Below are 11787 nucleotides of genomic sequence, written 5' to 3'. Positions count from 1 at the left end.
GAATTGGTGGCGGCTGAATAAAGGTCGACGCGCGCGCCCGCCACCGTGCGCAGCCATGGCGTCCAACTCACCGTCGTGTCGGTCCAGACGCCGATGCTGCCCTCGCCGACATAATCGTTGCGGATCGAATCGTACATGGTGCGGCGGAAGCTTTCCTGCAGGCCCAGGCGAATGTCGTCATAGCGACCCTGGAGACCGAAGCGCGTCTGGACTGGCAGGCCGAACGAGTTCCAGGCGATGCCATGCTGAGCGTTGACGCCGACGATTGTACGCCGGTCGAACTGGCGGAACTGGTCGCCGACGTCAGGATGCGCAAGAAAGTAGGTGAAGTTGTTGTAGAGCTCCAAAGTCGAGCGGATCGCATAGGCTTCGACGCGCGAGTAGTGATTGCCTTCCGTCTGGCTCCATCGTCCAGAGAGCGAGAAACGCGTCGTGTCGCCGCCGTCGGTGGGATCGAGCGTGCCCCATAGCGACAGCAGGCCGGAATTCACGGCGCGCATGGGAATCTGATCGGTCGAATACCAGCGGTTGGCGTAAGCCATCGCGGTCACCGACATGCCGTCGCTCTGCGTGCCGCGCGTCCAGCGCAACACGCCGTTGATCTTCTTTAGCTCGTCGCCGCGCTGCCACGGACCGTTGTAGACGTTCATCTCAACGGCGCCATAGGCGTCGCCGCCATAGATGTCCTTATAAGGCTGGATGGCGAAGCCGCGGCCATAGCCGAAGCTGCCGCCGGTTCCGGAGAAATAGCCCTTGTCGATCTTATCGATGTATTGGATGTAGATCGATCCGGCCGAAGAGAAATCTCCGTCTTCAGCCGCATAAGGCCCCTTGTGGACGAGAATCGACGACAACAGCTCGGGCATGAGGAAATTCGTGTCGGCGTAGCCCTGCCCGTGGCCGTGGGTGCGCATGTTGAGCGGCATGCCGTCGAGATAAAGCGCCAGATCGGTGCCGTGATCGAGGTTGAAGCCGCGAAGGAAATATTGATTGGCCTTGCCGTCGCCCGAGTGCTGGGAAACGATCAATCCCGGCACGATTTCGAGAGATTCACTGGGACGCGAGTAGGGATAGGCCGTCACTTCCGCGCCGGTGTAGAACTTGTCGCTGGAGGCCGTGAGCGGCGGCGGCTTTTGCGCGACCGATACGGTGGGATCCTGAATGACCGGCGCGGGACGAACCGGTCCGCGCGTCGCCTGTCCGCTCGAACGCGAAGGCCGCGCAGCCGTGCTGGCCGCCGGGCGCTGGCCGCCGACATTGATCGTTGGCAGCGCGGTGAATTGCGCCTGCGCCTCAGCGCCGATGAACGAAATCGCGATGGCGACGGCGGATACGGAAGCGGCGTTTCTGCGGTTCATTCGGCGTCACCAATATGCGCGTATTGTGATTTTTTTTAAAAATTGTCTTACACGACGCGCCAGGTCAATGCGCTAAATGCAATTTGCCGAAAGCGTTGCCGATTTGCCACAGAGGACGCGCTCTAGCTGGAATGATGCGCGTGACTTTCTCTTAAATGCCGATCGACATCGGGGGCTTCGCCGTGCGCGACATCCGCCGGCACGACGACGAGCTGCCCGTATCGGACGCCGCGCTCGCCGATCAAATGGTCGGCGAAGTGCTCGACGTCCGACTTCTGGCCCCTAAGCAGCGACACTTCGAGACAGGTCGCCTCGTCCATATGCACATGCAGCGTCGCGATCGACATGCCCGCATGAGAATGATGATCGTTCATCAATCTCTTCGACAGCTGTCGCGTCTCATGGTCGTATACATAAACGAGCGCCGCGACGCAGGGGCGGGCGCTTTCGTCGGCTTCGGGCGTTTTGAGCAGCCCGGCGCGAACGAGATCGCGCACCGCTTCGGAACGGTTTCGATGGCCGCCCGCCTCCATATATTGGTCGAGCGCGCTCATCAGCTCTTCGTCGATCGTTATCGTCACGCGCTGCATCGGTGGGCTCCGGCTCTCCGCGCCTGCGCTTGTGGTCAACGGCTCCAGGGCGCGGCGGTCAGTCTATCGTTAAGCGGCGCTGGCCGCCAATAGGGGCGGGCGCGTTCATCGCGCCGCTGATCTCGGCTTGGTCGATCTGGAGCGGAAAACCTTGCAGCTTTCGATAACCCGTTCGGCCCGAGGTTGTCACCCATGTTTCTGGGAACGATCCGTCGCCTATATCTTCAGACCGGACAAAGCCTCTGTGGCGGTCCCGAAGGGATTCGAACCCCTGACCTTCGGTTTAGGAAATTGGATGCCGATAATCATTTGAAATTTACGGGCTTTAGTGCTCATTAAAAATTAGCCCTTGAAACAATCGACTATCCATCCAATCCTTAATTGGCCTTAATCTCGACAAGGCAGAATTTAATCCACGGTGCCCTCGCGGTGCCCTCTCAGAATGGCGACATGCCGGCGAAAATCACGAAACGACTGGTGGATGCGGTCGAGCCTACAGGCAAGGAAGCTTGGATCGCTGACAGCGAGCTGCCGGGTTTGTTCCTGCGGGTGTCCAAGACGGGAATTAAGACCTTTGCGGTCCAATACCGCTATGGACGTGGTCGGGCGGCGCCCAAGCGCGTTTACACCATCGGTCGGTATCCGGTCCTGACAGTCGATCAGGCGAGAACCGAATCGCGGCGCATATTGGCCGAGGTTCGGCTTGGCGGCGACCCGGCAGGCGACAGGTCAAAGCAGCGCAAAGCCATCACGCTCTCCGACCTCGCTGAAGACTGGCTCGCCAGCGTCAAAGATACGCGCAAGCAGCGCACAGAGAAGGAATATCGGCGTCTTTTTGAAAAGAACATTTCCCCGCACCTTGGGAATCGACGGCCATCCGACATTGCCGTCACCGACGTCACGCGCATCGCAAAGGCGTTGTCCGATAAAGGCGTCGTTCCGAACCGGACATTGGCTGCACTCTCGACCTTCTTCGGATGGTCAGAACGCCACGGCTACGTCCCTGAAAGTTACAATCCCGCAAGCGCCAAGCACGCGGCCCGTAGAAAAGAACATGGGCGCGAACGCTTCTTGACGACTAGCGAACTGGCGCGCCTCGGCGCAATCCTTGCCGAAGCCGAAACACTCGGCTTGCCGTGGCACGTCGATGAAGGCGGCCCGAACGCCAAGTATCTAGCCAAGAAGGATAATCGACGGACGCTCATCGAGCCGGGCGCAGTTCTCGCCATCCGGCTCCTAGCATTGACGGGCGCTAGACTGCGCGAAATCCTGACGCTGCGTTGGCAGGACGTAGACATCGAGAACTCTCGTCTTTTCCTGCGAGATAGCAAAACCGGCCGCCGCACGGTCTTGTTGCCGCCGGCAGCGAGAGAGCTCCTGGCCAGCGCAATGAGAAATAGCGAGTTCGTCATTCCCGGCGAGCGGCCCGATCGTGCGCGTGCTGATCTCAATCGACCTTGGCGGCGCATCCGAAAGGCCGCTGCGTTGGAAGATGTTCGGATTCACGACTTGCGCCACTCTTTCGCATCCGTTGGCGCTTCCTCGGGCCTTGGACTTCCGGTTATCGGCGCGCTTTTGGGTCATCGCGTTAGCCAGACCACTGCGAAATACGCGCATTTGCATAACGATCCGCTGCGCCAAGCGGTAGAGCGCATCGGTAACGAGATTGCCAACAAACTTGATGGCCGTGAGGGCGACATAGCTCCGCTGCGAGGCGCCCGATGAGCAGCGCGATTATAAATGATGAAGCCCGTAGGCTTGCCGAGTTGCTCTTTCCGGACAATCCGAACGCTACCGATTTATTATTTAGGGACAGCCCGCGCCCGTCCGCGCCCCGCGGCGCAGACGCGCTCGACGTTCTCATAGACATAGGCTGGAACTGCGAATCAGGCATGCCTCTGGACGAAAGTCAGATGCACTTCTTGGCGGGTCTTTCACGAAATCTACTCCACGGACTCAACACAACAAACGCAAGCGCTCCCAATATTTTCAGAGACGCCCTCGGGCTTGGTCAGCGCAGTGGCGGTGGAGGAGCCGCCGATCAATGGCGCAGGCGGCAACGCGACCGCCGTTCAGCATATTTGGTGCTGATGGCTTTGGTTCATGATCCCAAACTGACGTTGAATGAAGCTATCGAAGTTACTGCGGTCCATTCAAGTATCCATCGCGATACCGTGCGAAGCGCCATCGAAGAAATTAAGCGATCCTATGGTGTGACTGGTGGATTGCGCAGGCCGAGAAAGGGCCGGCCGAAGAAAAGACTGGATTAGGCACCCAAGATAAATAGGGAAAGGTCGAGCCGACCAATCTTGTTTTTTTTAGATTTAATGCGTGCGATTTGAGAGGTCACGTCGATTATCGAGGTGACCGATGAATCATGAAGAATACCCGATTGATGAGCGTGGGATCGCTCCGCCGGATGAGGCCGCGAGTTACATCCACTCGACAAAAGCCACGCTGGCCGTTTGGCGACACCAGGGAAAAGGGCCGCGATTCATAAAGCGGGGCGCTCGAGTTTTTTATAGTTATGCTGAACTGGACCGACACCACCGAGCGCTGAAAATTTTTTCGTCAACAGCCGAATATGTCGGCGGCGCGGCGGCTTATCACCACCTCACACTGCAGCCGCCGCGAGACCGTAAGCCGAAGGTGGCAAAGCCCGTCAACTCTACCGACACACGATCGCGCGCAGAGCGGATCGTCGGCGTCGGCGACGCCGATCTCGACGACGCTGTTGGCGTTTGATTAGGGCGCACGATGAAGATCGAAATTGAAAACGCCTTCCGCGCGCAAATTCTCGAAAAGCTCGGCCGCGCCCCGAAGGAAGTCGTTGCGGACGGGAAAATTCGCCGCTTTGCCACGTCGCCGCACGGGCGAGACGACGCTGGCTTCTACATCCTCCACGACGACGGTCTACCCGCCGGAAGTTTCGGCGATTGGCGCACCGGTGCAACATTCAAGTGGAGGGCCACTTCGTTGTTGTCGCCAGAGGAATTGGCGCGACGCGACGAACTGAAGAATGTGCGAGAGAATCGTGAGGCCGAAGCATACGCAAAGGCGGCTGAGTCGGCGCGGCGGCGCTGGTCGAATGCCAAGCCCGCGAGCGACGATCATGTCTATCTTAAGAAGAAAGACGTCGGCGCGCATGGCCTTCGTGAAGCCTATGGCGCGCTGCTTATTCCGATTTGCGACGGCGACGACCTTATATCGCTTCAATCGATAAACGCTGACGGCTCAAAACTTTTCGCGGCCGGAGGCCGGACAACGGGCGGTTACTTTCTAATTGGCGTGCCGCACGACGCGCTGGTCATCGCCGAAGGTTATGCGACCGGGGCCAGCATTTACGAAAAGACGGGCCTTCCCGTCGTCGTCGCTTTTAATGCCGGCAACCTTATCGCCGTTGCCAAGAAAATGCGCGACGCATATCCGACCGCACGCATCATCATCGCCGCCGACGATGACTATCGGACGGAAGCCGAGCGCGGTTTCAATCCCGGCAAGGGCGAAGCTGAAAAGGCCGCATCCGCTGTCGGCGGAGACATCATCGTCCCGCCCTTCGACCGCGAAGCTGGCGACGTCGGGACTGATTGGAACGACTTCGCCGCGGTGCGGGGCACCGAGAAGATAAAGGAGGCTTTCGACGCTGCGTTTGCACAGGAGCCTCGAGGGGCGGCGCCGGGCGCTGAGATTGCCCGTCTCGCGGCGTTGGATCCGATCGCTCATGACCGGGAGCGCGCCGACGCCGCAAAACGGCTCGGTTGTCGCGTCTCGACCCTAGATAGAATGGTCGCGGCCGTCCGCGATGAGGCCGCCGAGAAAAAAGCGGTTGAGCTCTGCGCCGATATCGAGCCTTGCGCTGAGCCTGTCGATCTCGCTGATCTTCTCGACGACGTTCGAGCGACAATCGGACGCTTCATTATATGCGACCCGCCGACGGCGACAGCCGCGGCATTGTGGATCGCGTTCACCTGGATCATCGAATACGCGCAGGTGGCTCCGCTCGCCATCGTCACGGCTCCAGAGAAGGGGTGTGGGAAATCGCAACTCTTGGACGTGATCGGCCGTCTGTCTCGGCGTTCGCTCTATGCCTCGAATGTCTCCCCCGCTGCACTGTTTCGCGTCATAGAGGCAAGGCAGCCGACGCTATGCGTCGACGAGGCCGACGCCTTCATGAAAGATAATGACGAGCTACGCGGCGTCATAAATTCCGGCCACACGCGACCGAGCGCCTATGTGCTCCGCGTCGAAGGCGACGACCTTCAGGTTAAACGGTTTTCAACCTGGGGCGCGAAGGCCATCGCCGGTATCGGGCGGCTGCCCGAAACCGTCATGTCGCGTGGGATCGTCCTTAATCTTCGGCGCAAGTTGAAGACGGAAAGGGTCGAGCGTCTGCGCCACGCTGAGACTGGCGTATTCCAAGCGCTCGCCCGACGGCTCGCCCGCTTTGGCGAGGACTACGGGGAGGCTATCGCCCGCGCAAGGCCACAGATGCCCGAGACGCTCAGCGACAGGGAGCAGGACAATTGGGAGCATTTGCTCGCCATCGCCGACCTGGCGGGCGGCTCCTGGCCGAAAGAGGCGAGGCGCGCCGCGCTGACGATTTGCGGGGAGGATCGCGAAGACCTATCGCTCGGCGAGCAATTGCTTCTGTCGATACGCGACGCCTTTGAGCAGGACGGGGCCGACAAGCTGTCGCGCGAAGAACTGCTGTGCCGTCTAGTCGCCGACGAAGAAGGACCATGGGCGACCTGGAACAAGGGCAAGCCAATGTCGGCGGCCCAGTTCAGGAAGCGTCTCGCGGCCTTCGCGATCAAGACAAAGAAGGTCCGTCTCGACACCTACACAACGGCGCAGGGATTCGAGCGCCGGCAATTCGAGGACGCTTGGAGTCGTTACCTTGATGGCGAGGGCCATGCTTCGCCTGGGCACCCACCTCAGAGCTGGAACAATGGAACATTGCTGGAAAACCTGGCGTCTGTGCGTTCGGACGACGTTCCAGTTCCAGTTTCAAAATCGGAACATGCCGGCGCCACCGCCAACTCGTCGCCTGTTCCAAAATCAAAGTGGAACGGGGACTTGGATGGAACGGCGAAAAAACCAGAAAACCTGGATTGTTCCACTGTTCCAGTTCCGGCCCCCCTCTCTGGCGAAGATATGCCTCATGAAATTGAGATGGAGCTATGAGCGCCGCCCGGCTTCTCAAAGAGGCCAGAGCCGCCGGCCTGTCTATTTCCGTCTCGCCCGCCGGCAAGCTCGCCTGTCGTGGTCCGGCGGAGACGGTGGAGCGACTCAAGCCGGCTCTATCCGAACATCGGGACGCGCTGCTCGATGAGCTACGCGCCGAGAGCGCATATGACCCCGCCCGCCTCCAGTGCGAAGCCGACCGCCACAGTGCGGAAGCCGCGCATGCCGGGCTGACCGATCGCTTCTGCCGCTGTAGACGCCTGGCGACGTTCGCATGGCCGGACGACGATGGGCGCGAAGTCTGGCGCTGCCTCGAATGCACGCCGACGCGGGGCCGCGCATGACTCGCCGCCGTCTCCCTAACCGCCGTGCGCATGAAGGGTCGCCTTCAGTTTTCGCGGCATTGAATACGTCGCCGGAGTCGGTAGCTTCGAAGATGACACGCTTGCCGAAGTCCTTATCGACTGCGCGAAAGGTTCAACCCCGGTCGCCGCTGACGCACGGGACGCCGCAGTCACCTTGTCGATCGCTTTACAACATGGCGTTCCGCCGCAAGCCATCCGCGCCGCCGTCACCCGCGAATGCGACGGCCGGCTATCCGGCATTGTCGGCGCCGTGCTCGACCTTCTCGAACAGGAGCGGTCAATATGATCGTGCTCGGAATAGACCCCGGCCTCGGTGGCGCAATCGCCCTCATCGACGCCAAAACGGGCGCGCTCGCCGAAATCAGAGATATGCCGTGCCTAAACGACGGGGCGAAAGGCCGTCGCGCCGTGAACGCGCCGTTGCTCAGCGATCTAATTTGGAAGGCGCACGCTGGGCACTGCTTTGTTGAATATGTCGGCGCTCGACCCGGGGAAGGCCCCGCAGGGGCTTTTAGCTTCGGACGGTCCAAAGGCGTCATCGAGGGCGTTTGCGCCGCTGCTGGCCTTCCTGTGACGTTCCTGACGCCATGCCCCTGGAAGCGCGCAGTAGGTATTCCGCCAGGCAAGGATGGCGCGAAGAATGCGGCGCGCGGCGAGGCGATACGCCGCTGGCCAGGCAAGGCTGAATTGTTCGCCAAAAAGTATAATCACGGGCGCGCCGAGGCGGCGTTGATTGCCTCCGCCGGACTAATAAAACCGGCGGGCAATGCCTAAACAGCCGTATACATCTGCCCTAACGACGCCGCACTCGCAGCGCGTGATCTGGAAAGCTGTTCTTCGATTGCTGCTCGTAGTTCGTGAGGGCTTGGCCGAACGCGGGCAGGAATTTCTCGACAAGCCAAGGACTTTCGAATGCGCGCCAAGGACCATCAGATTGATTTTCTCAGCAGCCGACTTGTTCGGGGCGTTTATGATGCTCGAAACCGCTATTTTCACCACATGGAATTGGCTTGATCTATGTTCTGCCAAAGGCCAGGATTCGCAGGACAAGCCCGAGGAGCGGAAAGTGGCGCCACTTCCTAATGTCCGGCAGGAAGCCTTTGCTCAAGCGGTCGCGGCGGGCAAATCAGCGTCGGCGGCTTACGCCGCTGCATATGGTCGCTCCGCCGATACGACGAGCCGGGTAAACGGCAAGCGGCTGCTAACAAATGCTAACGTCCGCGCCCGTATCGGCCAAATTCGCGATGAAGCCTCGGCGAGCGCTCATCCCACCCTACAAAAGATCTTCAAAGCGTTGGAAGAAGCTGCGTTGGAAGACATCGGCTCTGGCTCTTTGCGATCTGCCTGCAAGAAAGCCGAGCAATATTCGAAAATGGCCCTCAGGCTGTCCCAGCTCCCTCGTTGACGTCGCCCGCGCCAGTTCGAGAAATTCGACCAGATCATCCGGCTTTGGCCGCTTCTATTGTTGTAACAACTGACTGTTGCCGACCGAGCTTCTTGGCGACCACCGCCTGAGTCACGGCCGCCGCCTGGCGCAGAGAGACCGATTGGTCCGGCGCGCCTGCGCCAAGAATCACTTTGGCTTGCGCGCGCTCGTCTTGAGACCGTCGACCAGCGCTCTCGCCTCGAGCAACCGGGATTCGTAATTGGCCGCATCCGGCGCGTGGCCGCCGGCGCGCATGACTTCGCGCGCGGCGTCGATCTGTCGAAGCGCCGTCGCCGCCGTTTGCGCATTTTTTTGGCGTTGGGCGAGACGCATCAGCGCTACGCCCTGATTGCCCGTGGTCCTCGCCCATTGGAGCGGAACGCGGTCGCGGGTATTTTCCTTCAGCGCCTCGCGATAGGCGGCGACCGCCTCATTGAGCTTATCCGTCCCGCTCTCGCGCTCGCCAAGCACTCGAAGCGCAGTGCCGAGGTTCATCTGCGTCATCGCCCAGTCGAGCGGAACGCGGTCGCGGGTTCTCTCCTTCAGCGCCTCGCGATAGGCGGCGACCGCCTCATTGAGCTTATCCGTCCCGCTCTCGCGCTCGCCGAGCGTTTGAAGCGCAGCGCCGAGGTTCATCTGCGTCATCGCCCAGTCGAGCGGCACCCGGTCGCGGGTATATTCCTTCAGCGCCTCGCGAAAGGCGGCGACCGCCTCATTGAGCTTATCCGTCCCGCTCTCGCGCTCGCCAAGCGTTGCAAGCGCAGTGCCGAGGTTCATCTGCGTCATCGCCCATTGGAGCGGAACGCGGTCGCGGGTATTTTCTTTCAGCGCCTCGCGATAGGCGGCGACCGCCTCATTGAGCCTCTCCGTCCCGCTCTCGCGCTCGCCAAGCGTTGTAAGCGCATTGCCGAGGTTCATCTGCGTCTTCGCCCAATAGAGCGGAACGCGGTCGCGGGTATTTTCCTTCAGCGCCTCGCGATAGGCGGCGACCGCCTCATTGAGCCTCTCCGTCCCGCTATCGCGCTCGCCAAGCGTTGTAAGCGCAACGCCGAGGTTCATCTGCGTCATCGCCCACTTTGGCGGCGCGCGGTCGCGGGTATATTCCTTCAGCGCCTCGCGAAAGGCGGCGACCGCCTCATTGAGCTTATCCGTCCCGCTCTCGCGCTCGCCAAGCCTTCGAAGCGCATTGCCGAGGTTCATCTGCGTCATCGCCCAGTCGAGCGGAACGCGGTCGCGGGTTCTCTCCTTCAGCGCCTCGCGATAGGCGGCCACCGCCTCATTGAGCTTATCCGTCCCGCTTTCGCGCTCGCCAAGCACTGCAAGCGCATTGCCGAGGTTCATCTGCGTCATCGCCCAGTCGAGCGGAACGCGGTCGCGGGTATATTCCTTCAGCGCCTCGCGATAGGTGTCAATCGGCGTTGAAGTTTGACCCCATATCGGCGTCCAAAATTGACCCCTTGTTGCGCGCGTCGTGACGGAAGGAGGGCGTAGCCCGACTGGAGTTACGATGCGCGCGGCGGCGTGATCAGAGGCGGTTCTTGAAGCGCCAACTCTCGTTGCCGGTCTCGACGATATCGCAGTGGTGGGTCAGCCGATCGAGCAGCGCGGTCGTCATTTTCGGATCGCCGAAAACGCTCGGCCATTCGCCGAAGGCGAGGTTGGTCGTGACGATGATCGAGGTGCGCTCATAGAGCCGGCTTACCAGATGGAACAGCAATTGGCCGCCGGCCTGGGCGAAGGGCAGATAGCCGAGTTCGTCGAGGATGACGACGTCGAGGCGGGTCAGATAATCGGCGAGCCGTCCCTGCCGCCCGGCGCGGGCTTCCGCTTCAAGGCGATTGACCAGATCGACGGTGGTGTAGAAGCGCCCGCGCGCGCCGGCGCGAATGCAGCTTCGGGCGATGGCGATCGCGAGATGTGTTTTGCCCGTGCCGGTTCCGCCGACCAGCACGACGTTACGCTGCTGGGCGATGAAGGCGCCGCTGGCGAGGTCGCGCACCAGCCCTTCGTTGATCGGCGTGTCCTTGAAGGCGAAGTCGTCGATCTCCTTGGCGAGGGGCAGCTTTGCGATGGTAAGCTGATATTTGATCGAGCGCGCCTGCTTTTCCGATATCTCGGCCTTGAGCAGGTCGCCGACCAGACGCTGCGGTTCATGTTTGCGCTTGAGCGCCGTCGCCAATGTCTCGTCATAGGCGCTCCGCATGCCATAGAGCTTGAGTTCCCCCATCAAGTCGAGCACTTCGGTTCGTTCCATGGTCATACGCTCCTGAGCTGATCGTATCTGGCGCAGTCGGCGATCGGGGCTTGGGTCAACCGCAAGGCCGCCGGGGTCGCAATGACCGCGGCGGGTTCGGGATCGCGCCGGCGCGCGAGAATGTTGAGGATGACGTCGGCGGAATGGACGCCGTTTTCGAGCGCTTCGGCGCAGGCGGCGTCGAGTGCCGGCAATCCGTCAGTGAGCACGGCGGCGAGAATGGCCACCATCTGACGATCGCCGTCGTCTGACCCGGCGAGCTTGCGGCGCACGCGCTCGAGCGCCCCGGGCAACACCCAGTCCTTGAACGGCGCGCCGTTCCTGAGCGCGCCGGGCTTGCGCGCCAGAACGGGCACGTAATGCCAGGGGTCGTAGATCGTCTCGCCGCGTCCGAAGCAGCGCGCATGTTCGGCGACGACGCGCCCATCCTGCCGGAGGACGATGCGATCGGCATAGGCGTGGATCTCGACCGGACGGCCAACGGCGCCGGCGTTCACCGAGTATTTGTTGTTGTCGAAGCGGACCAGGCACGTCTTCGACACGGAAGCCGGCAGCGCGTGGAATCCGTCGAAGCGTCCGCGATAGGGAATGAGCCGGGGGCGCTCCTCCT

The 11787-nt window shown here is 61.2% G+C and carries 12 protein-coding genes and 1 pseudogene; 8 read left to right on the top strand and 5 right to left on the bottom strand.

Features of this window, described 5'->3' with window-relative positions; all coding sequences use genetic code 11:
* Both QZ964_RS19910 and nikR read right to left on the bottom strand, forming a co-directional pair.
* On the bottom strand, positions 1-1358 hold a 1358-nt coding region (locus tag QZ964_RS19910), incomplete at its 3' end, for a TonB-dependent receptor plug domain-containing protein (RefSeq protein ID WP_292533827.1).
* Positions 1359-1480: 122 nt separating this feature from the next.
* Positions 1481-1948, bottom strand: coding sequence for a nickel-responsive transcriptional regulator NikR (gene nikR / locus QZ964_RS19905; protein WP_292533825.1), 468 nt, complete (start codon positions 1946-1948; stop codon positions 1481-1483).
* 450 nt (positions 1949-2398) lie between these two features.
* On the opposite strand from nikR, the gene QZ964_RS19900 reads away from it, so the two are divergent.
* The 8 genes from QZ964_RS19900 (at position 2399) to QZ964_RS19865 (ending at position 8902) form a co-directional block, all read left to right on the top strand.
* Positions 2399-3673, top strand: coding sequence for a tyrosine-type recombinase/integrase (locus tag QZ964_RS19900; RefSeq protein WP_292533823.1), 1275 nt, complete (start codon positions 2399-2401; stop codon positions 3671-3673).
* Complete coding sequence (locus QZ964_RS19895; RefSeq protein WP_292533822.1) at positions 3670-4218, top strand: hypothetical protein; 549 nt, start codon at positions 3670-3672, stop codon at positions 4216-4218. Before QZ964_RS19900 ends, QZ964_RS19895 begins: the two co-directional genes overlap by 4 nt.
* A 100-nt stretch (positions 4219-4318) precedes the next feature.
* The gene (locus tag QZ964_RS19890; protein WP_292533821.1) at positions 4319-4693 is read left to right on the top strand and encodes a hypothetical protein; all 375 of its coding nucleotides are present in this window, start codon (positions 4319-4321) and stop codon (positions 4691-4693) included.
* Positions 4694-4705: 12 nt separating this feature from the next.
* Positions 4706-7132, top strand: coding sequence for a DUF3631 domain-containing protein (locus tag QZ964_RS19885; RefSeq protein ID WP_292533819.1), 2427 nt, complete (start codon positions 4706-4708; stop codon positions 7130-7132).
* Entirely contained in the window at positions 7129-7476 is a 348-nt protein-coding gene (locus QZ964_RS19880; protein ID WP_292533818.1) for a hypothetical protein, read from the top strand. Before QZ964_RS19885 ends, QZ964_RS19880 begins: the two co-directional genes overlap by 4 nt.
* Positions 7477-7651: 175 nt before the next feature.
* Positions 7652-7783, top strand: a complete 132-nt coding sequence (locus tag QZ964_RS19875) for a hypothetical protein (RefSeq protein ID WP_292533817.1) — start codon at positions 7652-7654, stop codon at positions 7781-7783.
* Entirely contained in the window at positions 7780-8271 is a 492-nt protein-coding gene (locus tag QZ964_RS19870) for a hypothetical protein (protein WP_292533815.1), read from the top strand. The genes QZ964_RS19875 and QZ964_RS19870 overlap by 4 nt, the downstream gene beginning before the upstream one ends.
* Positions 8264-8902 carry a hypothetical protein gene (locus QZ964_RS19865; protein ID WP_292533814.1) on the top strand — a complete coding sequence of 213 codons (639 nt, stop codon included), beginning with the start codon at positions 8264-8266 and terminating at the stop codon, positions 8900-8902. Before QZ964_RS19870 ends, QZ964_RS19865 begins: the two co-directional genes overlap by 8 nt.
* 168 nt (positions 8903-9070) lie before the next feature.
* On the opposite strand, the gene QZ964_RS19860 is transcribed toward QZ964_RS19865, so the two are convergent.
* From QZ964_RS19860 to QZ964_RS19850, 3 genes and pseudogenes are all read right to left on the bottom strand, one after another.
* Entirely contained in the window at positions 9071-10273 is a 1203-nt protein-coding gene (locus QZ964_RS19860) for a tetratricopeptide repeat protein (RefSeq protein ID WP_292533812.1), read from the bottom strand.
* A gap of 175 nt (positions 10274-10448) precedes the next feature.
* Positions 10449-11177 carry an IS21-like element helper ATPase IstB gene (gene istB / locus QZ964_RS19855; RefSeq protein WP_292533811.1) on the bottom strand — a complete coding sequence of 243 codons (729 nt, stop codon included), beginning with the start codon at positions 11175-11177 and terminating at the stop codon, positions 10449-10451.
* A pseudogene (locus tag QZ964_RS19850) lies at positions 11110-11787 on the bottom strand (IS21 family transposase); the annotation flags it as partial. The pseudogene QZ964_RS19850 and the gene istB, both read right to left, overlap by 68 nt.

It is taken from the genome of Methylocystis sp., assembly GCF_021731785.1.
GTDB lineage: Bacteria > Pseudomonadota > Alphaproteobacteria > Rhizobiales > Beijerinckiaceae > Methylocystis.
This window is presented reverse-complemented; position numbering and strand designations above follow the sequence as displayed.

Excerpts from the sequence above, each read along its gene's own strand:
- QZ964_RS19885 (WP_292533819.1), top strand. The coding sequence starts at position 4,706 with ATGAAGATCGAAATTGAAAACGCCTTCCGCGCGCAAATTCTCGAAAAG.
- QZ964_RS19870 (WP_292533815.1), top strand. The coding sequence starts at position 7,780 with ATGATCGTGCTCGGAATAGACCCCGGCCTCGGTGGCGCAATCGCCCTC.
- QZ964_RS19860 (WP_292533812.1), bottom strand. The coding sequence starts at position 10,273 with ATGACGCAGATGAACCTCGGCAATGCGCTTGCAGTGCTTGGCGAGCGC.
- istB (WP_292533811.1), bottom strand. The coding sequence starts at position 11,177 with ATGGAACGAACCGAAGTGCTCGACTTGATGGGGGAACTCAAGCTCTAT.
- QZ964_RS19880 (WP_292533818.1), top strand. The coding sequence starts at position 7,129 with ATGAGCGCCGCCCGGCTTCTCAAAGAGGCCAGAGCCGCCGGCCTGTCT.
- QZ964_RS19865 (WP_292533814.1), top strand. The coding sequence starts at position 8,264 with ATGCCTAAACAGCCGTATACATCTGCCCTAACGACGCCGCACTCGCAG.
- QZ964_RS19895 (WP_292533822.1), top strand. The coding sequence starts at position 3,670 with ATGAGCAGCGCGATTATAAATGATGAAGCCCGTAGGCTTGCCGAGTTG.
- QZ964_RS19900 (WP_292533823.1), top strand. The coding sequence starts at position 2,399 with ATGCCGGCGAAAATCACGAAACGACTGGTGGATGCGGTCGAGCCTACA.
- QZ964_RS19890 (WP_292533821.1), top strand. The coding sequence starts at position 4,319 with ATGAATCATGAAGAATACCCGATTGATGAGCGTGGGATCGCTCCGCCG.
- nikR (WP_292533825.1), bottom strand. The coding sequence starts at position 1,948 with ATGCAGCGCGTGACGATAACGATCGACGAAGAGCTGATGAGCGCGCTC.